This is a genomic window from Sporosarcina sp. FSL W7-1283, from assembly GCF_038003105.1.
GTDB classification, from domain to species: Bacteria; Bacillota; Bacilli; order Bacillales_A; family Planococcaceae; genus Sporosarcina; species Sporosarcina newyorkensis.
In genome coordinates this window covers 1,346,447-1,370,285 of sequence record NZ_JBBOOL010000001.1, presented here as the reverse complement: position 1 = coordinate 1,370,285, position 23,839 = coordinate 1,346,447, and the positions used below count along the sequence as shown (strand labels likewise).

Genomic DNA, 23,839 nt, shown 5'->3' with positions numbered 1-23,839 from the left:
AATGCGCCGTCCAGCCTCAACAAACCTAGAAAAGCTATCTGAAGAGTGACTTCCCCAGATAGCTTTTCGTAACTATTATCGATTACCTTTAATGTACGGATTACCAAGCGATTTCGGTGCGCTAGATTTCCCAAGAAATCCAGCAAGCGCCAAGATCGTCAAGACGTAAGGGAATATGTGGAAATAAACAGCTGGTATATCAGCTAAAATCTTAATACTCGACGAACTGATTGCCAATGCTTGTGCAAAACCAAAGAATAAAGCGGCTCCCATAGCACCAAGCGGATGCCATTTACCAAAAATCATTGCGGCAAGCGCCATGAAGCCTTGTCCATTTATCGTAGCATGCCCGAAATCATTTGTGATAGTCTGTGAATAGACTGCACCGCCGATTCCCGCAAGTCCACCCGAAATAATCACTGCAATATAGCGAATTTTCGTCACCTTGATTCCCATCGTATCTGCTGCCATAGGGTGCTCACCTACAGAACGCAAACGCAAGCCGAATGGTGTTTTGTAAATAACGAACCAAGCAATAAATGCTACAGCAATCGCTATGATCGAAGAACCATATACCAGTTTAAAAAACATCGGTCCGATGATTGGTATATCTTGCAAATACGGAATGTTAAATCTCGGAATTTTCTCCTGAATGAAATCCGTCTGTCCTTTACCGAAAATCATTTTAACAGAAAATAAGGCAATTGCGAGACCAAGCATGTTAATCGCTACACCTGATACTACTTGATCTGCACGGAATGAAATAGACGCTACAGCATGTAATGTAGCAAATAAAGCGGATACCAGCATGGCTACCAGCAAGGCGATCCATGGGGTCCAAGCACCTAAAGACTCTGCAAAAAATAAGTTAAATAGAATCCCGATGAACGCGCCCATAACCATAAGACCTTCCAATCCGATGTTAATTACACCAGAACGTTCAGAAAACACACCGCCAATTGCTGTAAATATAAGAGGGGCGGCAGAAGCAATCGTTATAGGTACGATGAAATATAACACATCTAACATCTTACTTCGCCTCCTTCTTATTACGTAAACGAATTAATCCGACACGGATAATATACCCGCAGGCAACAAAGAAAATAACTAGTGCTATGATGATCGAAACAATTTCTACTGGAATCCCTGCAGCATTCGGCATGTTGTTTGCTCCGTATTTCAATGAACCAAACAATGTAGCCCCGAAAATAACTCCAAGCGGCGTATTTGCACCTAAAAGCGCTACGGCAATTCCGTCAAAACCGATGCCCGTAAAGCCACCCATAGAGGACATGTTACCGAATGTTCCAAGTGCTTCCATCGCACCGCCTAAACCGGCAAATGCACCTGAAATAACCATTGCTAAAATGATGTTTTTGTTAACATTCATCCCCGCGTATTGAGAGGCATTTTCATTAAACCCAACTGACTTCAATTCATATCCAGATTTAGTCTTCTCTAAAATAAACCACATGACGACAACCATCGCTAAGGCCACAAAAATTCCATAATGCAATGTAGAGTAATCGGTCAGGTTGGACAAAAATTCAGATCGCAGTGATGCTGTTTCATGGATCCTTTCCGTTTTGAACCCGCCGCCGGAAATGGTTTTTATCAATGCATTGACTACATGCAGCGCTATATAGTTCATCATGATCGTCACAATAACTTCATGCACTTTCAATGTTGCTTTTAAAATACCCGGGATCAGCCCCCATAACGCTCCTGCAACTGCAGCCGCTAATAACGCAAGCGGTAAGTGAATGATTTTAGGTAGTTCAAACGCCATTCCGACATAGGCAGCCGCAAACCAGCCGACAATCAACTGTCCTTCTACTCCGATATTAAAAAGACCTGTCCGGAATGCGAAAGCGACTGCCAATCCGGCAAGAATATAAGGACTGATCTGACGGATCGTTTCACCGATTACATAAGAATCCCCGAAGATCCCATTCCACAATGCTATATAGCCTGTAACTGGGTTGTAATCACTGATGAGCATCACGACAGCGCCAACTAACAGTCCTAAAATAATAGATATCACTGGAACCAATATATTTATCATTTTATTCGACATGATGTTCATCACCATCTTTCCGAGCAGCTATCTGTTCTTTCGATACCGCATCTTTCGAATGGCCCGCCATCATTAAGCCTAACGCCTGTTCATTTGTTTCTTGCGGTGTCACAGTGCCCACAATTGTTCCATCGTAGATGACAGAAATTCGATCTGACACATTCATTACTTCATCAAGCTCGAAGGTTATGAGAAGAACGGCTTTACCACTGTCACGCTGTTCAATCAGACGTCTGTGAATAAACTCAATGGCTCCGACATCCAGGCCTCTTGTAGGCAGAGCAGCGATCAGCAAGTCTGGGTTACGCAAAATTTCACGACCAATGATCAATTTCTGCTGGTTTCCACCGGACAACGCTCTTGCCAATTCGTCTACGCCTTGAGTTCTTACGTCAAATTCTTCAATTAGACTTTTAGCCTTTTCATTCACTTCTTTATAATTCATTATTCCTTTTTTTGAAAATGGCTCATGATAATAGGATTGTAATGCGGCATTATAACCGACTGAGAAATCCAGTATCAGGCCATGTTTATGACGATCCTGCGGAATATGACCAATCCCTGTTTCTGTAATTTTTCTTGGTTTTTTGTTCGTAACATCTACAGAATTAATCAAGACTTTACCACTCTTCACTTTCGTTAACCCTGTAATAGCTTCGATTAATTCAGACTGTCCATTGCCATCAATCCCGGCAATACCGACAATTTCACCTCGGCGTACGGAGAGGTTGAGCCCTTTTAGCTTGGCAACCCCGCGATAATCATTGACAACCAAGTCCTCCACTTTCAATACTTCTTCTGTTGGATTAGAAGGTCCTTTTTCAGTCTTGAAAGTCACTTGCCGACCGACCATCAGCGTCGCCAATTCTTCCGGATTCGTTTCTGCTGTAATGACAGTCCCAATTCCTTTTCCTTTACGAATGACGGTTACTTTGTTTGAGACACTCATGATTTCCTGCAATTTATGAGTGATTATAATGATGGATTTACCTTCCGCAACGAGCTTGCGCATAATATTGAGAAGCTCTTCAATTTCCTGAGGAGTCAGTGAAGCTGTCGGCTCATCAAAAATTAAAATATCCGCTCCCCGATAAAGAGTTTTTAAGATCTCCACCCGTTGTTGCATACCAACCGATATATCTTCTATTTTCGCATGAGGATCTACATCCAGCCCATATGCCTTTGAAATCTCCGCTACCTTTTTAGCGGAATCTTTAATATTGAGCATACCGGATTTAGTCGGTTCGCTTCCCAAAATAATGTTTTCTGTGACCGTTAAGTTTTCAACGAGCATAAAATGCTGGTGAACCATTCCAATCCCAAGATCATTGGCCACGTTCGGATCGGTAATCGCTACTTTTTCTCCTCTTACACGAATTTCACCACCGTCTGGCTGATACAAACCGAACAACACATTCATTAACGTGGATTTACCAGCTCCATTCTCTCCTAAGAGTGCATGGATCTCACCTTTTTCAAGTTGCAGTGTAATGCGGTCATTAGCATAGAAGTTTCCGAATTTTTTCGAGACATCCAGCATTTCAATTACATAATCCAATCCAATCACTTCCTTGCCAGTAATAGAGTTCAAGAGCACAAAGCAGAATGTTCATTAGCTTCTTCCTAAGATTTAACTTCACGTATAAGGCGATTGCAGAACAATGAATCTGTAAGCGTTACCACTACTACTATTCGTACAAGTCGTCTTTTCGCCAAACTGTATGCAAATTCAATTCAATATAAAATTAATAAAATAAAAGCTCCAGTACAATAATCAAGGAGCCTTTATTTCACAAACTTTAATCAAATAAAGGCCGGACAATAAACCGGCCTCTATCTTATTCAGAAGATTATTTCTTCTTTTCTACGAACTCAGGTACTTCTACTTCGCCATCAGCAATCTTTTGTGCATATTCATCAATCTGATCTAGCACATCTTGTGGAATGGCACCGCGTGAATCAGCAAGTGACACACCGTTGTCATGGAGACCGTAAACTTTCGTTTCGCCACCAGGGAATTTACCATCCATAGATTGTTGAGCAATATCTTTAACTGCGACATCAACACGTTTCAGCATTGAAGTTAAAGTGATGTTATCATCGCCAACTTTACCTTCGTCATACTGATCGGAGTCCACTCCAATTACCCAAACATATGCATCTTTATCTGCTTGTTTACGTTCTTTCGCTTCAGAGAATACACCGTTACCTGTACCGCCGGCAGCGTGGAAAATGATATCAACGCCGGAAGAATACATACGGCTAGCTTCTGCTTTACCAAGTTCTGCTTTATCAAATGCCCCAGTGTATTTAGTATCTACTTTGATCTCTGGTTTTACTGCTGCAACTCCAGCCAAGAAACCAGCTTCAAAGCGCTCAATTACTGGAATATCCATACCGCCGATAAATCCAATTTTATCTGATTTTGTCATCAATGCAGCCGCAACTCCAGCAAGGTATCCGCCCTCTTGTTCCTTAAAAAGAATGCTTGTGACGTTTGGAGCGTCTACTTCACCATCGATAATAGCAAATTCAGTATCCTTTTGCTGTGCTGCAATGTCAGCGATTGCATCCTCCATCAAGAAACCTACACCAAATATTAAATTAAAGTCACGACGAGCCAAGTTGTTCAAATTAGTTGTGTAATCCGCTGGGTCTGTAGACTGAAGATAATCAAATCCGCCAGTTCCCTTTGCCCAACCTTGTTCTTCCCCAAATTCTTTGACGCCTTTCCAAGCTGACTGGTTAAACGATTTATCATCTACCCCGCCAACGTCTGTAACCATGGCAATCGAGAATTCACTCTTTTCGGTATCATTTCCGGCTGCAGGTTTTTCCCCTGCGTCATTATTGTCCTTATCGTTTGAACCGCATGCTGCCAACATCGTACCTGCGGCTAAAACCAAAGACATGGCCAAACCAAATTTTCTTTTCTTCATCAATAATGACCTCCCCTTTGATAATTTTGGTATGAAATCAGGACGTTATACGTCTTATACCCTTCTTCGCACTACATGGAACTTGAATTTATCTGCACGAAAATAGTTCTCAGAATAAAGAACCATTTTCCCTTCCTCGCTGAAATGCTCTTGGGAAAGCGATAAAAGGGATTGAGAGGTATCACAAGATAGCGCTTTAAACGCTTCCGGATGATAGCTAATCGGCTCTATTTCAGCTACAGCCTGTCCAATCCGGGTCATTCCGGACCGCTCAATTGTATCGAATAATGATGCGTCGAGCTGACTTTCTAAACCGTCCGGCAAACATTCCAACAGCACGTGATCCACACAATATACAACAGGTTCACCATCTGCTGTTCGAATTCGTTTGATTTGGACAATCTTTTTATCATTTGTTTTAAAACGTTCAGTTAACTCTTCAGTCAATGGGATGATAGACAAATTTTGAACAATGGTGCCAGGCTCCATATTCGCATTGTGGATCATCGTCGTTATACTTGAAAGCTGCTCAATTCCTGACAACACCATAGGCTGTGAAGTGACGAATGTGCCGACTCCATGCTTTCTGAAGATCACTTTCTCTTCTTCCAGTACCCTTAGCGCTTCGCGCAGTGTCGCACGGCTAACCCCCAGTAACTCTGATAATTTCGCTTCTGAGGGAAGCCGTTCATGTTCTTGAAATAGCCCAGATTCTATATCTTTTTTTAATCGCTCGATGACCTGAACATATAAATGTCGCGGATCTTTCTTCACGAACATTTAGCCACCTCCCCAGACGTCAGACATCTGATTACGTTCTGTCCTAACTATATCATCTTCTTAAGAAGAAGGAAATATCTAGTTAAGCTTACGAATAAAATTCTATATTTCAGTCGATTTCAACAATTTTACGTCAAGATTCTAGATCTGATTTTCCAATCATGACTTGTCTTGGCTTACTGCCTTCAGGCGGTCCTACTACTCCTCGCGCTTCCATTTGATCCACTATACGAGCAGCACGCGCATAGCCTACCCGGAAACGGCGCTGGATCATTGAAACAGAAGCTGTTTGCATCTCTACAACCATCTGGACCGCTTCATCATATAAATCATCTGTTTCTTCATGCGGTGGAACAATTTCCACTTCCGTAGGGATCATTTCTTCTTGATATTGCGCTTTTTGCTGTTCGATAATGAAGTCCACAACTGCTTCGACTTCTTCGTCCGATACAAAAGCGCCTTGCACACGGGTCGGTTTGGATGCACCCGCCGGAAGAAATAACATATCGCCTCGCCCTAACAACTTTTCTGCTCCGCTGCCATCCAAAATAGTACGTGAATCAATTGCAGACGAAACGGCAAATGCAATTCTTGAAGGAATGTTTGCTTTAATTATTCCTGTAATAACATCCACACTCGGCCTTTGCGTGGCAATGATCAAATGAATACCCGCTGCTCTAGCCATTTGCGCCAAGCGTGTGATGGCATCTTCCACTTCATTGGAAGCGACCATCATCAAGTCCGCCAACTCATCTACAATGACTACGATATACGGCATGCGTGGATGTTTTTCATCATGGTCTTCATTCCATTGTTCAATATGGTTATTGTATCCTTCAATATTCCTGGTACCTGTGTGAGAGAACAACTCATATCGTCTCTCCATCTCAGAGACCACCCTCTGCAATGCCTGTGCTGCTTTCCGGGGATCCGTGACAACCGGTGCCAATAAATGAGGGATGCCATTAAAGACATTGAGCTCCACCATTTTCGGGTCAATCATCATCATTTTCACTTCATGCGGTTTTGCACGCATGATAATGCTCATGATAATTCCATTGACGCAGACACTTTTCCCGCTTCCTGTCGCACCGGCAATAAGTACATGTGGCATTTTATTCAGTTCCGTCATCATCGCTTGTCCGGTTACATCCCGGCCTAGACCGACAAGTAATTTGGACTGAGCACGATTGTTTTCTTTAGATTCCAACACTTCCCGCAAACTGACCATTGCGACCGCATTATTCGGCACTTCAATCCCTACGGCTGATTTTCCGGGGATCGGTGCTTCAATACGAATTCCATTAGCCGCTAAAGCTAATGCAATATCATCAGCTAAACTGACAATACGGCTTACTTTCACACCGGAGTCCGGCAAAATTTCATATTTTGTCACAGCGGGACCTAAATGGACTTGTGTCACACGTGCTTTCACACCAAAACTGAGAAAGGTCTTTTCTAACTTTTTAGCATTTGCTTGAATCAGGTCATAGTCACCTGACTGATCACTCGCAACGGGAGGTTCAAGCAGACTGGTGGACGGAAGAATATATGATTCATTTTCCTGTTCTCCGCCCATCACCGGATAATCAGCAGTTCCTTCCGGTTGTTCATTCGCTGCTGAGGCTGAAGCTTTTGCGTCCGCCGCTTTTGTTTCCACTCTCTCTGGTACAGGTGCCTGTTCGATTTTCGAAGTGAAGGTTGAAATGATTGGTTGTTCGTCCGGCTCTTCACAATGTATCATTTCGTCAGCAAGTTCCACAGTTTCGGCTTTGGGCTTTTGCTTACGGTTTCTTCGTGACAATTCTTTTCTGTTTTCTTCGGGTGACGGAACGACTTTTTTCTCTCGTGCTGTCCACTTTTCTTTCATTTTCTCCATCAATAAAGGAGTTTGCTCGACTAAGTAAGGAATCAGTGCTTTTCCTGTTAACAGAATTATCCCGATCAGCAATAAAAGAATTCCCGCCACTGTCGCACCTGCAGAGTCCACTAACGAATGGAACATCGCAAATAGTACAGCTCCGATCATACCGCCACCAAGCGTTCCTGATTGATTGAAGATTCCACCGCTTGTCACCAGGACTTTCCACGTCTCTTTCAAGGCCGAATTGGACATCAGTACCTTACTTTCATAGAGCGTTTGAAAAAGGTGGATATGACTGAATAACAGCATGCTGCTTAAAATGAACAAACAGCCTAACACGATTCGATGTTTATATCCCCCCACTTGCCTTTTTATCATAAATATTAGTGCCTGCATGATGATTAAGAATGGCAGGGCGGCATGCCAATTACCTAATAAAAATCGGGCAAATGCTGCTAATCCTCTGCCGATAACGCCATATTCAAATATCATGATGATGGCGATGCCAATCAATACCACACCCAGAATTTCGAACCAGAGCGGCTGCGTTGAACTTTGCTGCTTTTGCTGCTGTTTTTTCTTGGCTGTGGTCTTTTTCTTCCCTTTCTTTTTCGCCATAAGCTTACCCCCTTTCTGAAAAAAAGATTTCCAGCCTGTGCGGCATGGAAATCCTGTAGATTTTTAAGGAAGCTTTTCGAGCGAACTCAAAAAATCCGGAAACAATCGATCAGTATTCCATAATGATTGGAATAATCATTGGACGTCTTTTCGTTTGTTGATATAAATAAGAACTTAACGTCTCACGAATCTCTTGTTTAATGTTTGTCCATTCGAATGTTTCCTTACTAACGTATTTCTCCACAATCTTGCGAATTAACTTCGTCGCTTCTTCAAACAACTCTTCCGACTCACGGACATAGACAAAGCCCCGCGAAACGACTTCAGGTCCTGCAGCGATACGTTTTTGTTTTCTGTTCAACGTCACGACGACAGTGAAAATCCCATCTTGAGATAACAGTTTACGATCTCGCAACACGATATTCCCTACGTCGCCTACACCGATGCCATCGATAAGGACATTGCCCGCCTGCACTCTTCCGCTCATTCGCAGTTTGTCGTTTTTAAATTCGACAATATCGCCTTTGTCCGCGATAAAGATTCGGTTTTTCGGCAAACCTACCTCTTGCGCTAATTTTGAATGCGCAATGAGCATACGGTATTCTCCTTGAATCGGAATAAAGTATTTAGGACGCATCAAATTTAGCATCATCTTCAAGTCTTCCTGCGAACCATGACCCGAAACATGAACATTTCTAGTTGAAGTTAAAACTGTTGCGCCTGCCTTCGCCAATTCATTCATCATCTGGTACATGGAAATTTCCATGACAGGTGACGGAGTAAATGTGATCAATACTGTATCTGTCTCTTTAATATTAATTTCTTTGTGATGCTTACGGACGATTTTCTCCAACGCTTCAAGAGGCTCGCCCTGGTTACCTGTTATGATGAGCACGATATCTTGGTCGTCATAACGATCCAAATCTTTTACAGGAACGACGATGTCTTCTTTTACTTGCAAATATCCTAGACGCAAGCCCACTTCAAAATAACTTTCCAAGCTCTTGCCGATGACAGCGACCTTTTTATCCTTTGCAGCAGCTTGGTCCAGAACTTGTTGAATCCGGATGAAATTCGATGCATATAATGCCACCAAAATTCGCCCTTCCGCTTCATGGAACGTTTTGGATAGTCTTTTTTCGATAACAGATTCAGATGTCGTATAACCAGGACGTTCTGCTTCCGTCGAATCCGACATTAAAATGAAGACACCTTCTTCACCTAGCGTCGCCATTTTCGCAATATCAGGACGGTATTTGCCCTTTGCTGCCTGATCGAACTTAAATTCACCCGTATTGACAATTGCTCCTTCACTCGTGTGGAAGACGATCCCTAATGAGTCGGGAATGCTGTGCGTCGTATAAAAGAATGTTACATGTGTACGCTTGAAATTCATTCGGCTTCGATTGGTCACTTCAAAGAATCGCACATTTGAAGGTGCCGGCATCTTTTTCAAATGCTCTTTTGCGAGAGCTAACGTTAATTTTGTTCCATAGACAGGCGCTTGTACTTTTTGTAACAAGTACGCAATGGAACCAATCGCATCTTCATGACCGTGAGTCAAGAAGATTCCTTTAACTCGATCTTTATTTTCTTCTAAGTAGGTCATATCCGGAATAACGATGTCGATACCGAGCATTTCGTTTTCAGGGAACATCAGCCCTGAATCCATTATAAATAGTTCGTCGTCAATTTCAACGACGTACATGGATTTACCAACTTCTCCTACCCCGCCCAGCGGGATTACTCTAATTAATTCATTTTGTATTTTGGTCACATTGTTTCCTCCTAATGATCTATAAATAATGAGATAAAATCTACATACAACGTACAGATATGCTCCGTTGATATCCGTTGAAGGCGGACCACTCCTCATTTACTTCGCTCCCTGCACGGTTCTCTAACGCTAATCAATGAGAATAAGTTGTAGCAGAGAGCCACTATTACTGACATAAGCGAAGCATTGTGAGCACTTCTTTGTATTTTACCGCGTTCCATTCCAATCAACTAAGTTTTCTTTTGCTCTTAGCGAGCTGTCTAGTATTGATATGAAAACTTTAACTCATCTTATAATATATTCCCGTCCACAACGACTAAAATCCATTATACGAGATAGTGGGCTTCTAGTACAAACAAAAAAAGCCGGATTCATCATCCGGCTTTACTTTATTCCGCAACAGATTGTGTTTTACTGAAATTTTCAAGTGCCAAATCGATCAGCTCAGATTGACTTGCGTCCATTGCTATGAGTGGTAAACGTACGCCGCCTGTTGGGATACCCAACCTTTCAAGTGCATATTTAACAGGGATTGGATTCGGTGAAGAAAACAAGGCGCTGAATACAGGCAATAGAGCACGGTGTAGCTTTGCAGCTTCTTTCGTCTGTCCGTTTTGAAATGCTTTGATCATCTTTTGCATTTCATTTCCTACTACATGAGCCGAAACAGAGACAATTCCTCTTCCGCCGATCGCGAGAAGTGGCAGCGTCATACTGTCGTCCCCGCTGTACACTTGGAAATCATCATCTGTTCCTTCAACGATCGCAGCCATTTGTTCAAGACTTCCACTCGCTTCTTTAATGGCCTTAATGTTAGCAATTTCTGATAACGCAATGACCGTTTCCGGCAGCAGATTGACGATCGATCTGCTCGGAATATTGTAGAGTAAAATCGGTAAAAATGTTTCTTTTGCTATAGCTGAAAAATGCGCATACATACCTTTTTGATCCGGTTTATTATAATAAGGAGTCACCAGCATGATGCCGTCAGCACCAGATAACTCAGCAGCCTTCGTCAATTCAATCGATTCCGCTGTATTGTTTGTACCTGTTCCTGCAATTACAGGTACCCGTTTATTCACAACTTTCACGACAAAATCCAATAATTCTCTTTTCTCCGTAACTGTGAGTGTGGGCGATTCGCCTGTCGTACCACTGACAATTATAGAATCTGTCCCATTTGCGATTAGATGTTCAAGTAATTTTCCGGTGTTTTCATAACTGATGGTACCATCTGGAGAAAAAGGAGTAACCATTGCTGTACCTATATTTCCTAGTTCCACGTTGATCATCCCTTTTCTTATTCATTCATAACACACGACAAATCAGTTGATCAATTCTTCGGCAATCTGCACAGAGTTCAATGCAGCGCCTTTTAACAAGTTATCCGACACAACCCACAAATGGAAGCCCTTTGGATGATTTAAATCTTTGCGAATTCTCCCGACAAACACTTCGTCCCTGCCCTCTGCGTATAGCGGCATAGGATAGAGCTGTGCAGTCGGATCATCTTGTAGAACGATTCCAGGTACCTTTTCCAAGAGAGCTTGGATTTCGCTTGTCGTGACATTGTCCTGATCGATTTCAATATATACAGATTCTGAATGACCGGATACGACAGGCAGTCTCACACAAGTCGCCGCTACCGACATTTCATAATCATTAAATATTTTCTTTGTTTCATTGATCATTTTTAATTCTTCAAGAGTATATCCAGATTCATCAAACGAATCGATTTGTGGGATTGCATTAAATGCGATGGGATAATGACGTTTTGCAGAAGCAGAAGGCAATACTTCCGCTTGGATTTCACTACGGTCAGAGAATTGCTTGCTTTGTTCAGACAACTCATCAATCGCTTCCACGCCTGCACCAGAAACTGCTTGGTAGGTTGATACGATTATTCGATTCAAGCCGTATTGATCCTTTATTGGTTTCAACGCCGCCACCATTTGAATTGTAGAGCAGTTTGGGTTGGCAATTATTCCGGAATGCTTTGTTAATTCTTTTGGATTTACTTCTGGTACGACAAGCGGTGTGTTTTTATCCATACGGAAGGCACTTGTGTTGTCAATAACGACCGCGCCTCTTTTCACTGCTTCATGGGCAAACATTTCAGAGATACTTCCACCCGCACTAAAGAATGCAATGTCGATACCTTCAAAAGCTTCAGGTGTTGTTTCCTGTACAATGTACGTGTTGCCGCCAGCTTTGATTTCGTTGCCTGCAGAACGTTTAGATGCAAGTAACTTGATGGATTTGGCTGGGAAGTTTCTTTCCACCAATTTTTCAAGTATTTTTGTTCCTACCGCCCCGGTGGCTCCGACAATTGCAACATTTACATTCTTCATTTCTCTCTTCCTTTCAATGATTAACAAGTAATTATTTGGAGCCATCTAGATTGCTCCGAACTCGTTAATTGTTATTGAACGAATTATAACATATTTTGCGATATTTAAAAATCTATTTTTATGCATCTTTATGAAGGATTAATAAAGGTTGCAATTGTTTGCCTTGTATAGCGGACGCTGTCGTTTCTGGCAGTAAAGAGAAATCAGCGATTAATGAGTTCGGTTTTTTTATACAGTCATCCTGTCCGAATGGTATAAAATAAACATTTTTCATATTTAATAACTTCATTAAATTCATGCCGTTCAACCCTAAGGCGTCATTTGTTGATACGCCAAGCACAACTGGTTTTTCATTGCGCAGTGTAGCTTTTGCTGCCATCAATACAGGTGAATCTGTAGATGCATTTGCAAATCTGCTCATGGAATTACCAGTAAGCGGTGAAATAACCATGCAGTCTAGCGGATTTGTTGGGCCGAATGGCTCGGCTTCAACAATACTAGACACAACTTTTTCACCTGTCGCCTCTTCAATTCGCTTAATCCATTCTTCTCCAGTACCAAAACGCGTGGCTGCATGGAGTACGGAATGCGTAATAATCGGTACTACTGTCGCTCCCTCTTTTTGCAGAGAGCTAATCATCGGAAGCAATTGGTCATAAGTGCAATGTGAAGCCGTAATTCCTAATCCGATTCGTTTTCCTTCAAGCATGTAACTCCCCTTTCTTCTATGTCCATTCTCAAAATCGCCTCAACCAGAGCAGCTGCTGCGTCCACTGGAAAATGAATTCCGGGCAATTTGAGGTGTATCGTATAGTATTCAGAAGAATAAGAGGGCTTTAGGCAACCTGGAGCAGAAGCAAGGTCAAAAATACGTGTTTCACCGCTTTTTTCGGGGTCAAGCCATTGTGAGGGTATGGTGTTTACTAAGTAACCGTTCGAGAATACTGTACGTTCTGTTAATCGTAAAGGTTCATAACCCGCAATGGCCGCTTCCGCCAGCTGTTCATCAGATCTGGCGGCAATGGTTACGGTAGCTTGTAAGTTTCGTAAGACTTGTGCCACAGCCTTTCCTACTCTGCCAAAGCCAGCTACATAAAAATGCTTCCCTGCAATTTGCCGCTTCGTTTGTTCATAAAACACTTGGACAAAAGCCTCCGCTGTCAATCGGGCATTTTGCCAAATAAACGGTTCATAGTGCAAATAATTTGCGTGTTGTACTTTTTTTTCATCCAACTGATTCAGCCACTCTTGTGAAGCCTGGCCAGTAAATACTTTCATTGATGGTCCAAGTAATTCAGGAGGAATGGGGTCTTTCATCGGTAATAACGGAAGTATGATTTGATCTGGCTGCCATTCAGTCAACACCTGTTTCAGTTCTTCATTGAATGCATCCGCAGCAACATATCGGCTGCTATAATTTTGTTCAAGCAATATATCATTGGCCATCTTCAGCCGCTGATCCTTCCCCACTACAAGCCATTTAGTCATCTTCAGACACATCCTTCCTGTCCAGTTCATGTGTTTTGCCGAATAAAATTCGATCCTCTCCTACGAGCACAATTTCATGCCATGGAATATATTCGACAATGTCATGATCTTTTTGACGGAACAGATTTTTTCCAAGCTTTTTCCGGATTTCAAATCCAATGATCTCACCCGTTTTGTGATTGAAAAGGAGATCGGTATCCGCAAGAAATCCATAGCGCATACCTTCCTCCACTTGAATCAGCTCTTTTTGTGCCAGCTCTGATAACAACATAACAATCCACCCTCTCTTATGATCTTCTATCATCATATGTATAGAAAGAGAGAAGTCGACTACTTAATTGAGCAGGTTTTTAAATTGGAGAATGTTTTTTTCAGGGGCAACAATTGATGTGGAGCGAGCACTCGTCAAAACTTGCTGGCCAAGACGATAAACACTTCTTTTCTCCACTAAATCAATACGCTCCACAACTTCTTCAATTGTTTGATGCATACCCAGTACTAATTCATTGCGGCCATTTCGGTACATGCGGGACTCTGAGTTTTCCAGTCCTAGAACAAAACTGCCTTTTAGCTGTTCTTTTGCATTGCGCAATTCTTTATCCGTCAAGCCATCATGCAATAGTTCCGCGATGACCTGTTCGATCGTTTGATACGTCTCTTGAAAATTCTCAGGGGAGGTTCCGCAATATATGACAAAGCCGCCTGCATTCTCATATGCGGAGTAATACGTATAGACAGAGTAGGCCAATCCCCGATTTTCCCGTACTTCTTGGAATAGTCTTGAAGACATTGTCCCGCCAAGTATACTGTCGAACAAACTTAATTCATAAATTCGGTCATGCGTTGCTGGAAGAGATGGGTAACCAAAGGCAATATGGGCTTGTTCAATATCTTTTGTTTTGATCGTCTGTTTTGCTGCAAAATTTGGCAAATGCATTTCATTTGGTCCAATTGTTGAATTTTTACTCTGATACGTACCAAAATGCGCTTCGATTAGCTTAATAAGCCGAACATCATAATTACCCGCGATGGAGATGACCAACTTATCGGGCCCATAATTTCGCGCCATAAATTCGTCTACCATTTCCTTGGTGAAACGCTTGATCGTCTCGCTTCGTCCACCTACTGGTTTACCGATTGAATCATCTGGGAACATCGCAGCCCAAAGTCTTTCATCGACGTCTTCATCCGGCATATCTTCTACTGAAGAGATTTCATCTAGAATAACGGATTTTTCTTTCTCCATTTCTTCTTCATCAAATACTGAGTGGAAAAACATATCCGATAAAATCGTCAACGCGTATGACGCGTGATGACTTAAAACGGTTGTGTAGTAACACGTCATTTCTTTCGATGTAAACGCATTAAGATCTCCGCCAATTTGATCGAATTGTTCAGCAATCATCCTGGCATTTCGGCTTTCTGTTCCCTTAAACAACATATGCTCAATAAAATGAGCAATTCCCTCTTGTTCTGCTGTTTCATCTGCAGATCCTGCATGCACCCATAATCCTACAGCTACTGACTTTACATAGGGCATCTTTTCATGAACGATCCGTACACCATTTGAACAAATATATTTTTGAATCATCGACTTCACTCCTTCTAAAAGTACAAAAAGCCTCCTTCGCCGCAACTTGTGCAGGAAGAGGCTCGTTCGCTTTTACATTACTCTTTGTTTGCTTTTTCTTGTGCTTCTTTTTCTTCTTGGATCACTACTTTTCTGGAAAGGTTCACTCGACCCTGCTTATCAATTTCAATGACCTTGACAAATAGTTCGTCACCAAGTTTCAATTCATCTTCAACCGCTTTTGTGCGGCCTTCTTGAATTTCAGAAATATGAAGCAATCCATCTTTGCCAGGGAAGATTTCCAAGAACGCACCAAACTTTTCAATGCGTTTCACTTTTGCTAAGTAGTATTCACCAGCTTTCGCTTCTCGAACGATGTCTTCGATCATCTTCTTAGCTTTCGCATTCATTTCAGAATTCGGTGATGCGATGTAAATCGTACCATCTTGTTCTGTATCAATTTTAACTTGAGTTTCCTCAATGATTTTATTGATAACTTTTCCTCCAGGTCCAATGACATCACGGATCTTATCTGGATTAATATGAATTACAACAATTTTCGGAGCGTATTCAGACAGTTCCTCACGTGTTGTAGAAATTGTAGTCATCATATGTTCAAGGATTTTAATACGGCCAATTTTGGCTTGTGCGAGTGACTCTTCAAGAATTTGACGAGAAAGTCCGTCAATTTTGATATCCATTTGAAGGGCTGTGATTCCTTTTTCGGTACCAGCTACTTTAAAGTCCATATCGCCTAAATGGTCTTCCATTCCTTGAATATCCGTTAGAATAGAGTAATCTTCTTCTTTTTTGATCAATCCCATTGCAATACCTGCTACAGGAGACTTGATTGGAACACCAGCATCCATCATAGCCATTGTAGACGCACAGATCGATGCTTGTGAAGAAGAACCGTTTGATTCTAATACTTCCGCTACAAGGCGCATTGTATACGGGAATTCATCTTCATTCGGAAGGACTGGCAGCAATGCACGTTCACCCAATGCCCCATGTCCGATTTCACGGCGTCCCGGTCCTCGGATCGGTCCTGTTTCACCGACACTGAAGTTCGGGAAATTATAATGATGCATGAAGCGCTTAGATTCGTCTAAGCCTAATCCATCAATGATTTGAACTTCGCCGAGCGCACCCAATGTACAGACACTCAACACTTGTGTTTGTCCACGTGTAAACAGGGATGAACCGTGAGCACGTTGCAACAGACCTGTTTCTGATGACAATGGACGAATTTCATCCAACGCACGGCCGTCTGGACGCACCTTATCCACCGTAATCAATCGACGAACTTCATCTTTCACCATTTGCTCCAAAACAGCCTTCACTTGTTTCATCGTATCTTCATCAGCTTCATTCGCGATATAACGATCAAGCACAGCAGTCTTTACTTCATTGATTGCTTCTTCACGAGCGTGCTTTTCTTCAGTTTGAATCGCTGAAATCAAGTCGTTTTCACAGAAGTTTTTCACTTCTGCACTGATTTCTGGGTCTAGTTCGAATAGTTCAATTTCAAACTTTTCCTTGCCAATTTCTTGAGCAATTTTTTCTTGGAACGCAATCAATTTCTTGATTTCATCATGACCGAACATGATCGCTTCAAGCATGATCTCTTCAGAAACTTCTTTCGCTCCTGCTTCTACCATGTTAATGGCATCTTTAGTACCGGCTACGACTAAATCGATCTCTGATGTTTCCAGTTGCTCAGGTGTTGGATTGACGATAAACTCTCCATCAATGCGTCCAACTTGCACACCTGCGATTGGTCCATCAAACGGAATATCTGAAATAGACAGTGCTAAAGAAGAGCCGATCATAGCAGCAATTTCAGATGAACAGTTTTGATCAACTGACATAACAAGTGAAATTACTTGTACATCATTACGGAAGCCATCTGGAAATAACGGGCGGATCGGACGGTCAATTAACCGGCTTGTCAATACCGCTTTTTCTGACGGTCGGCCTTCACGCTTGATGAATCCACCAGGAATTTTACCGACTGCATATAAACGTTCTTCATAGTTGACTGTAAGTGGGAAAAAATCCAGAGGTTTTGGTTTCTTAGAAGCGGTTACTGTGGATAATACTGTTGTGTCGCCGTAACGAACCAATACAGCGCCGTTTGCTTGCTTTGCAAGTTGTCCTGCTTCGATTGTCAGCGGACGTCCTGCCCAATCGAGTGTATAAACATTTTTCTGTTCTGACATTGTAGAACTCCTCTCTAATGTGAAACTTGGTACATCATAGTTGTATGTAATTAGTAGTAGTGTATCAAACCAGATACATTTATGCGAAAGTTTTCATCTTAATTCCATAGAAAAAAGCGGGCAATGCCCGCTTTTTAGTCTTATTAACGGCGTAAGCCAAGTTTTGCAATAAGATCACGGTAACGTTGAACGTTAGTTTCACGTAAATATCTCAAAAGACGACGACGTGTACCAACCATTTTGTAAAGACCGCGACGTGAGTGGTGGTCTTTCTTGTGCGTACGCAAGTGGTTGTTCAAGTTATTGATCTCTTCAGTAAGGATAGCAATCTGAACATCAGCAGATCCAGTATCATTTTCATGAGTCTTGAATTCGTTGATCAATTCAGCTTTTCGCTCTTGTGTAATAGCCATCCTTTTCACCTCCTAATTAAAAGTATCCCCATCTCCCGAGCAATCGTTGGTGATTCGCATTGCCAAGAAGCGGTTTGTGTCATTAACACTACTTTATCATATCACGCCATTCTGTCAGTTGCAACATTCAACTCTAGCCATTTAACAAGTCCATGGCGGTTTGTTTGTCTTTGCCGATTTGTTCTTTTAACGCCTCAAGCGACTCAAATTTCCGCTCTGCCCGAATCCGATGCAGCCATTCAATCGCCACCTGCTTACCGTAGAGATCCATGTTCGCATTTAGGAGATGAACTTCTGCTGTGGCCACGCGGTGTTCCGGGTTATGAAAAGTCGGTTTGACACCCAGATTGCAAACGCCTGGATGCCACTTCCCGTCTACCAAACAATATACTGCGTAGACACCGTTGGCAGGCACGATATTCTCCTCATCTGTTTGAATATTGGCGGTCGGAAAACCTAACTGACGACCGCGTTTCTCTCCATGTACAACTTCACCAAACGTACGGAAAGGTCGTCCGAGTAACAGCGCAGCTTCCTCGACATCACCTTCTGACAGCAGTTGACGCACTTTAGTGGAGGATACTTTGCCATCATGATCATATGTGACTTTTTGAATCGTCGTCGTACCGTACAAACCTTCAGAAAGGTCATGCATCTCTTTCATCGTACCGGAACCTTTCATACCAAAAGTAAAGTCAAATCCAGCGGTCACGTGCTTGACACCTAATCCTTTAACAAAAATATCGATAAACTGCTGTGGGGATAAGCTGGCTAAATCCCAATCAAAACTAACGATGAAAAGAGTATCGACTTGAAGCGCTTCCAGGAGCCGAATCTTTTCCTCTAACGGCGTAATGTAGCCTACATTTCTACCGGAAAAAAGTTGTGACGGATGAGGATCAAATGTCATGACAGCTGTTTGTATTCCTAACTCATCCGCCTTTTTCTTTGTGGAATCGATAACTTCCTGATGCCCTTTATGTACGCCATCAAAAAACCCAATAGCCATGGAATAGGCATGATGCAATTGGATGTTCAGTTGATCAGGATATCGTAATCTGTAGATTTCCATTTCTATCTCTCCTTACTCATTAGGCAGTAGCATTTTTTCAGGTTTCATCAACCCTGGCTTCGTTGGATGGTTTTGATAGATAGCCAACACACGGCCTTCATGCGTCATACTAATTGACGGATAGGTTATCAGCAATGGATCTGCCGGCAGTACTTGTCCATTTTGGATCTTCTCCAATAAATCCGGAGCAATCTCCACTCTAGGGAAATCGGTCAAGACCTCTTCAATTGGACGTAAGATTGAATCAATATTGCCTTCTTCCATCAACTCAGCCACTTCGGATAATGTTTTACACTGTGCTTGTTGAAAGTTACCGGACACAGTACGAACCAATGATTCCATATGTGAAGGGAAACCGAGTTGCTCGCCAATTTGAACTGCCAGAGTTCGAATATATGTACCTTTCCCACAACGTACTCGAATAGAAAAAGTAACTTCTTCACCACAAAAAGTTTCTCCTTCATTTAAGAGCTCAATTTGCTCGATCAGTACTTTACGAGCTGGTCTTTCAACTTCCTGGCCTTTCCTCGCATATTCATACAATCGCTTCCCATTTACTTTAACCGCAGAATACATGGGTGGGATTTGAATAATTTCTCCTGTCAGCTTTTCCAGCGCCTCCAGGATCTGTGATCTGCTAAATTCTTTATATGTGTCATCGCTAGTTACTGTATCGCCTTGGGCGTCTTCCGTCTCAGTGGAGCGACCGATCGACACTTTCGCGATATATTCTTTTCCTGCATCGGTCACATATGAAGCGACTTTCGTAGCCTTGCCAATACAGATTGGAAGAACACCTTCTACTTCAGGATCCAGCGTTCCTGTATGACCTACTTTTTTTGTGCGTAAAATTTTTCGCAATTTAAAGACACAGTCATGGGAGGTCATCCCTTTCTCTTTCCATAAAGGAAGAATGCCGTTCATCTTACTCCTCTTTTCTATAAGTCCATTCAAAATTAGTGATATATGTAAGAAGAGAGGAAGTCATTACGCCAAAGCGACAATGAACTTCCTCCTCATTTTTACTGCTCGTTCTCATCATTCTCATCATTCACTTGACGGATTAAGCTCTCAATATGATTACCATACGCAACCGATTCATCCATCTCAAATTCGATTTCTGGTGTTTTACGCAAACGAATTCGCTGACCGATTTCCGTACGGATAAACCCTTTTGCTTTTGAGAGGCCAATTAACGTGTCTTCGCGTTCCTTAGCTGTACCTAGAACAGAGATAAATACTTTCGCCTGCTGTAGGTCTCCTGTTACATCTACACCGGTAACAGTAACAAATCCGATCCGCGGATCTTTTAATTTTTGGCCGATGATATCGCCCAGTTCTTTCTTCATTTGTTCGGCTATTCGATTTGCACGCACTGACATGGAAATTCACCTCTATCCATTATTAACTATTTGATCATCTCATAGATAATCGACTGTACACGCGGTCATTTCCCAATCTGGATTGGATTCGAACAGACGGATCGCTCTTCTCACTTCGCGTTCAGCAGCATCATTAGAAGATGCCACCGCCACTAATGCGAAAGTAGTTCTTTGCCATAAATCCTGGTGATCAATTTCCGCTACCGAGACATTATAGGAGTTTTTCACCCGATCTCTCATCCGGTTTAAAACGGCACGTTTCTCTTTCAAAGAAGCGGCTGTCGGTATGAAAAACGAACATTCCGCGTATACAATCATACTCGCTTAATCTCTTCCATTACATACGCTTCAATAATATCTCCTTCTTTGATATCATTGAATTTTTTAATCGTGATACCACATTCATAACCTTTTGCTACTTCTTTTGCATCATCTTTGAATCGCTTCAACGTATCAAGCTCTCCTTCAAAGATGACAATATTGTCACGCAGCACCCGTACTCCGGATTCTCGAGTAATCTTACCATCTATCACATAGCATCCCGCAATCGTACCAATTTTAGACACTTTAAATGTCTCACGAACTTCAGCCTGACCGATTACTTTCTCTTCATACTCAGGATCAAGTAATCCTTTCATAGCAGATTCGATTTCTTCAATCACTTTATAAATGACGCGGTGCAGACGGATATCGACACCTTCTGCTTCAGAAGCACGTTTCGCATTGGTATCTGGACGTACATTAAATCCAATCACAATCGCATTTGAAGCAGCTGCCAATGAAATGTCGGATTCATTGATTGCTCCTGCTCCCGTATGGATGATCTTAACGTTAACGCCTTCCACTTCAATTTTCATCAGGGATGCCGCCATTGCTTCTACAGCACCTTGAACGTCTGCTTTAACGATCAAGTTCAATTCTTTCATTTCGCCTTGCTTCATTTGATCAAACAAATTGTCGAGGGTTACACGTGTTTTTTCTACGCGCTGCTCTTGAAGAGCTTCCCCTGCCCGTGCTTCACCAATTTGACGTGCGGTCTTTTCGTCCTTAAAGACGACAAAACGGTCGCCAGCTTGCGGTACGTCGCTTAAACCAGTGATTTCTACAGGTGTAGATGGACCCGCTTCCTTCACTCGGCGTCCCAGGTCACTGACCATAGCACGTACACGACCGTACGTGTTCCCGACTACTATAGGGTCTCCAACATGCAATGTACCATTTTGTACAAGCAGTGTTGCAGCTGATCCTTTACCTTTGTCGAGCTGTGCCTCAATTACAGTACCTCTTGCTCTGATCGAAGAGTCTGCCTTTAATTCTCCGACTTCAGCAACTAACAGCACCATTTCCAGAAGCTGGTCGATCCCTTCGCCTTTCAAGGCAGAAATCGGAACAAAGATCGTGTCGCCGCCCCAGTCTTCAGATACTAAACCGTGTTCAGTCAATTCCTGCATCACACGATCCGGATTTGCTGTTGGTTTATCCATCTTATTAACTGCAACGATGATCGGTACTTCGGCTGCTTTTGCATGATTGATTGCTTCAATCGTCTGAGGCATGACGCCATCGTCTGCTGCTACAACCAAAATCGTCAAGTCAGTGATTTTAGCTCCGCGTGCTCTCATTGTAGTGAATGCTTCGTGGCCTGGTGTATCCAAGAAAGTGATTTTCTTACCTTTTTCTTTGATTTGATAAGCCCCGATATGCTGTGTAATACCGCCTGCTTCACCTTGCGTAACTTTCGTATCGCGAATGGAGTCAAGCAAAGTCGTTTTACCATGGTCAACGTGACCCATGATTGTAACAACTGGAGGTCTTTCTTCTAAATTGACCGGCTGCTGTTCTTCTTCATCCGGATCTTCAAAATAAATCTCCAAATCCGTAACATCAATTCTGATTTCTTCTTCCACTTCTACGCCGTATTCAGCACAGATTAACTCGATTGCGTCTTTATCAAGCTCTTGGTTAATTGTCGCCATGACACCAAGCATGAATAGTTTTTTAATGATTTCAGAAGGTTCCTTGCCCAGTTTTTGAGCTAATTCGCCAACTGATAGCGACTCATAGAAAGTAATTTTCTCTGGTAGTGGCTTCTCAATCTTTTGAGCTGGAACTGCCGGACGATATCTGCGGCGTCCTTGGTTAATTCCACGTGCAGGTGGTCTTCCTCCACGACCGCGAGCTCCACCGCCTGAACGTGCTTGATTCGCACCTTGACCTTGTTTTGGCTGTTGGTTTGTGCCTGCTTGCTGACCGCCTTGTGTTCGGTTACCAGCTCCTGCCGGGCGTTTCGCTCCTGTGTTGTTGCTTTGATTTGAATTTTGATTCGAACGGTTCGCAGGCTGTTGTGTACGGTTCGCACCGCCTATCGCTGCTGTCTGTCCTGAATTCGATTGCAGTGGTGCACTTTTACCTGCGTTATTTCCACCTTGACGATTTCCAGCAGGACGTTGTGCCGGACGGTCGGATTTTTGGTTGTTGTTTGTCTTATTTGTCGTTCCAGTCGTGTTTCTGGAGTTGCCAGAGAACTTCTTGTCCAGCTTCGTAACTGTTTCTGGATCAATTACGGACATATGATTGGTGACTTCCACTTTCATATTCCCTAATTCATTAATAATATCTTTACTCGATTTATTTACCTTTTTGGCATATTCATGTACTCGTATTTTCGTCATTAGCCCACCCCCGGTTATATTCGTTGAGGAGCTCGGATAATTTTTTGGCGAATCCTTTATCCGTTAGCGCCAAGACCACTCGCGCTTCTTTACCAATCGCATGCCCAAGGTCTTCACGACTCCCGAAATCATGCTTCTCAACGTTGTAAGTATTACATTTATTCGTAAGTTTCTTCATTGTATTAGCAGATGCATCTTTTGACAGGATGACAAGTTCTGCATGTCCCGAACGGACTTCCCGTACGACTAAGTCTTCACCCGTCACAATTTTCCGTGCCCGGGCTGCCATACCGAGCAGCTGATAGATCTTCGTTGGATCTGTCATTTGATCGCCTCTCGCCGAATGGCATGTAAGAGGTCATCGTACACTTGCTCAGGAACTTTCGCACCCAATTGATGTTCAATTGAGTGGTGTTTTCGTGCTTTTTCTACCGCATCTTCCGTTTTGGATACGTATGTACCACGGCCTGACTTTTTTCCGGTCAGATCAACGGAAACTTCTCCTTCTTTCGTACGGACAATCCGGATCATTTCTTTTTTAGGTAGCATTTCACCTGTAGCTGCACATTTACGCAAAGGGATTTTCCGATTGTTCGACATGAGCATGCAATCCT

Annotated in this window: 22 protein-coding genes; all 22 read right to left on the bottom strand. The window is 42.6% G+C overall.

The genetic code is table 11. From position 1 onward, the window contains the following. Positions 1-75: 75 nt before the first annotated feature. The gene (locus MKY93_RS06445; protein ID WP_009497329.1) at positions 76-1,029 is read right to left on the bottom strand and encodes an ABC transporter permease; all 954 of its coding nucleotides are present in this window, start codon (positions 1,027-1,029) and stop codon (positions 76-78) included. A 1-nt stretch (position 1,030) separates the two neighbouring features. Further along, the gene (locus MKY93_RS06440) at positions 1,031-2,077 is read right to left on the bottom strand and encodes an ABC transporter permease (RefSeq protein ID WP_340758571.1); all 1,047 of its coding nucleotides are present in this window, start codon (positions 2,075-2,077) and stop codon (positions 1,031-1,033) included. Next, positions 2,067-3,635, bottom strand: a complete 1,569-nt coding sequence (locus MKY93_RS06435) for an ABC transporter ATP-binding protein (protein WP_078817728.1) — start codon at positions 3,633-3,635, stop codon at positions 2,067-2,069. The genes MKY93_RS06440 and MKY93_RS06435 overlap by 11 nt, the downstream gene beginning before the upstream one ends. A gap of 292 nt (positions 3,636-3,927) precedes the next feature. Further along, positions 3,928-5,016, bottom strand: coding sequence for a BMP family lipoprotein (locus tag MKY93_RS06430; RefSeq protein WP_009497335.1), 1,089 nt, complete (start codon positions 5,014-5,016; stop codon positions 3,928-3,930). A 54-nt stretch (positions 5,017-5,070) separates the two neighbouring features. Then, positions 5,071-5,796 (bottom strand): GntR family transcriptional regulator, encoded by a 726-nt coding sequence (locus MKY93_RS06425; protein ID WP_009497337.1) that lies wholly within the window; start codon positions 5,794-5,796, stop codon positions 5,071-5,073. A 133-nt stretch (positions 5,797-5,929) separates the two neighbouring features. After that, complete coding sequence (locus tag MKY93_RS06420) at positions 5,930-8,278, bottom strand: DNA translocase FtsK (protein WP_340758570.1); 2,349 nt, start codon at positions 8,276-8,278, stop codon at positions 5,930-5,932. Positions 8,279-8,387: 109 nt separating this feature from the next. Beyond that, complete coding sequence (locus MKY93_RS06415; protein ID WP_040758229.1) at positions 8,388-10,055, bottom strand: ribonuclease J; 1,668 nt, start codon at positions 10,053-10,055, stop codon at positions 8,388-8,390. A gap of 389 nt (positions 10,056-10,444) precedes the next feature. After that, positions 10,445-11,338, bottom strand: a complete 894-nt coding sequence (gene dapA / locus MKY93_RS06410) for a 4-hydroxy-tetrahydrodipicolinate synthase (RefSeq protein WP_445683480.1) — start codon at positions 11,336-11,338, stop codon at positions 10,445-10,447. Between the two features lie 42 nt (positions 11,339-11,380). Beyond that, positions 11,381-12,406, bottom strand: coding sequence for an aspartate-semialdehyde dehydrogenase (locus tag MKY93_RS06405; protein WP_340758568.1), 1,026 nt, complete (start codon positions 12,404-12,406; stop codon positions 11,381-11,383). Between the two features lie 118 nt (positions 12,407-12,524). Further along, entirely contained in the window at positions 12,525-13,115 is a 591-nt protein-coding gene (locus MKY93_RS06400; protein WP_009497345.1) for a dipicolinate synthase subunit B, read from the bottom strand. Then, positions 13,088-13,894, bottom strand: coding sequence for a dipicolinate synthase subunit A (locus tag MKY93_RS06395; RefSeq protein ID WP_340758567.1), 807 nt, complete (start codon positions 13,892-13,894; stop codon positions 13,088-13,090). The genes MKY93_RS06400 and MKY93_RS06395 overlap by 28 nt, the downstream gene beginning before the upstream one ends. Beyond that, a complete protein-coding gene (locus MKY93_RS06390) occupies positions 13,887-14,201 on the bottom strand; it encodes a YlmC/YmxH family sporulation protein (RefSeq protein ID WP_009497347.1) in 315 nt (104 codons plus the stop codon). Before MKY93_RS06390 ends, MKY93_RS06395 begins: the two co-directional genes overlap by 8 nt. A gap of 27 nt (positions 14,202-14,228) precedes the next feature. Then, on the bottom strand, positions 14,229-15,485 hold the full coding sequence (locus MKY93_RS06385; RefSeq protein ID WP_340758566.1) for a M16 family metallopeptidase: 1,257 nt from the start codon (positions 15,483-15,485) through the stop codon (positions 14,229-14,231). Between the two features lie 77 nt (positions 15,486-15,562). Beyond that, entirely contained in the window at positions 15,563-17,686 is a 2,124-nt protein-coding gene (gene pnp, locus MKY93_RS06380) for a polyribonucleotide nucleotidyltransferase (RefSeq protein ID WP_009497349.1), read from the bottom strand. 143 nt (positions 17,687-17,829) lie between these two features. After that, positions 17,830-18,099, bottom strand: coding sequence for a 30S ribosomal protein S15 (rpsO, locus tag MKY93_RS06375; RefSeq protein ID WP_009497350.1), 270 nt, complete (start codon positions 18,097-18,099; stop codon positions 17,830-17,832). Positions 18,100-18,232: 133 nt separating this feature from the next. Further along, positions 18,233-19,171 (bottom strand): riboflavin biosynthesis protein RibF, encoded by a 939-nt coding sequence (gene ribF, locus MKY93_RS06370; RefSeq protein WP_340758565.1) that lies wholly within the window; start codon positions 19,169-19,171, stop codon positions 18,233-18,235. Positions 19,172-19,183: 12 nt separating this feature from the next. Next, the gene (truB, locus tag MKY93_RS06365) at positions 19,184-20,095 is read right to left on the bottom strand and encodes a tRNA pseudouridine(55) synthase TruB (RefSeq protein ID WP_340758564.1); all 912 of its coding nucleotides are present in this window, start codon (positions 20,093-20,095) and stop codon (positions 19,184-19,186) included. A 98-nt stretch (positions 20,096-20,193) separates the two neighbouring features. Continuing rightward, the gene (gene rbfA / locus MKY93_RS06360) at positions 20,194-20,553 is read right to left on the bottom strand and encodes a 30S ribosome-binding factor RbfA (protein WP_340758563.1); all 360 of its coding nucleotides are present in this window, start codon (positions 20,551-20,553) and stop codon (positions 20,194-20,196) included. Positions 20,554-20,592: 39 nt separating this feature from the next. After that, entirely contained in the window at positions 20,593-20,871 is a 279-nt protein-coding gene (locus tag MKY93_RS06355; RefSeq protein WP_009497354.1) for a DUF503 domain-containing protein, read from the bottom strand. Continuing rightward, positions 20,868-23,225: a translation initiation factor IF-2 gene (infB, locus tag MKY93_RS06350; RefSeq protein WP_340758562.1), complete on the bottom strand. Its 2,358-nt coding sequence runs from the start codon at positions 23,223-23,225 to the stop codon at positions 20,868-20,870. The genes MKY93_RS06355 and infB overlap by 4 nt, the downstream gene beginning before the upstream one ends. Further along, the gene (locus tag MKY93_RS06345; RefSeq protein WP_009497356.1) at positions 23,203-23,550 is read right to left on the bottom strand and encodes a YlxQ family RNA-binding protein; all 348 of its coding nucleotides are present in this window, start codon (positions 23,548-23,550) and stop codon (positions 23,203-23,205) included. The genes infB and MKY93_RS06345 overlap by 23 nt, the downstream gene beginning before the upstream one ends. After that, complete coding sequence (gene rnpM / locus MKY93_RS06340; RefSeq protein WP_040758238.1) at positions 23,547-23,825, bottom strand: RNase P modulator RnpM; 279 nt, start codon at positions 23,823-23,825, stop codon at positions 23,547-23,549. The genes MKY93_RS06345 and rnpM overlap by 4 nt, the downstream gene beginning before the upstream one ends. Positions 23,826-23,839: the final 14 nt, after the last annotated feature.

Coding starts and splice junctions, on each gene's coding strand:
- MKY93_RS06385 (WP_340758566.1), bottom strand. CDS start 15,485: ATGATTCAAAAATATATTTGTTCAAATGGTGTACGGATCGTTCATGAA.
- MKY93_RS06345 (WP_009497356.1), bottom strand. CDS start 23,550: ATGACAGATCCAACGAAGATCTATCAGCTGCTCGGTATGGCAGCCCGG.
- MKY93_RS06425 (WP_009497337.1), bottom strand. CDS start 5,796: ATGTTCGTGAAGAAAGATCCGCGACATTTATATGTTCAGGTCATCGAG.
- MKY93_RS06390 (WP_009497347.1), bottom strand. CDS start 14,201: ATGATGATAGAAGATCATAAGAGAGGGTGGATTGTTATGTTGTTATCA.
- MKY93_RS06440 (WP_340758571.1), bottom strand. CDS start 2,077: ATGTCGAATAAAATGATAAATATATTGGTTCCAGTGATATCTATTATT.
- MKY93_RS06355 (WP_009497354.1), bottom strand. CDS start 20,871: ATGATTGTATACGCGGAATGTTCGTTTTTCATACCGACAGCCGCTTCT.
- MKY93_RS06445 (WP_009497329.1), bottom strand. CDS start 1,029: ATGTTAGATGTGTTATATTTCATCGTACCTATAACGATTGCTTCTGCC.
- rbfA (WP_340758563.1), bottom strand. CDS start 20,553: ATGTCAGTGCGTGCAAATCGAATAGCCGAACAAATGAAGAAAGAACTG.
- MKY93_RS06430 (WP_009497335.1), bottom strand. CDS start 5,016: ATGAAGAAAAGAAAATTTGGTTTGGCCATGTCTTTGGTTTTAGCCGCA.
- rnpM (WP_040758238.1), bottom strand. CDS start 23,825: ATGTCGAACAATCGGAAAATCCCTTTGCGTAAATGTGCAGCTACAGGT.
- MKY93_RS06395 (WP_340758567.1), bottom strand. CDS start 13,894: ATGACTAAATGGCTTGTAGTGGGGAAGGATCAGCGGCTGAAGATGGCC.
- truB (WP_340758564.1), bottom strand. CDS start 20,095: ATGAACGGCATTCTTCCTTTATGGAAAGAGAAAGGGATGACCTCCCAT.
- MKY93_RS06405 (WP_340758568.1), bottom strand. CDS start 12,406: ATGAAGAATGTAAATGTTGCAATTGTCGGAGCCACCGGGGCGGTAGGA.
- MKY93_RS06400 (WP_009497345.1), bottom strand. CDS start 13,115: ATGCTTGAAGGAAAACGAATCGGATTAGGAATTACGGCTTCACATTGC.
- ribF (WP_340758565.1), bottom strand. CDS start 19,171: ATGGAAATCTACAGATTACGATATCCTGATCAACTGAACATCCAATTG.
- rpsO (WP_009497350.1), bottom strand. CDS start 18,099: ATGGCTATTACACAAGAGCGAAAAGCTGAATTGATCAACGAATTCAAG.
- pnp (WP_009497349.1), bottom strand. CDS start 17,686: ATGTCAGAACAGAAAAATGTTTATACACTCGATTGGGCAGGACGTCCG.
- MKY93_RS06420 (WP_340758570.1), bottom strand. CDS start 8,278: ATGGCGAAAAAGAAAGGGAAGAAAAAGACCACAGCCAAGAAAAAACAG.
- infB (WP_340758562.1), bottom strand. CDS start 23,225: ATGACGAAAATACGAGTACATGAATATGCCAAAAAGGTAAATAAATCG.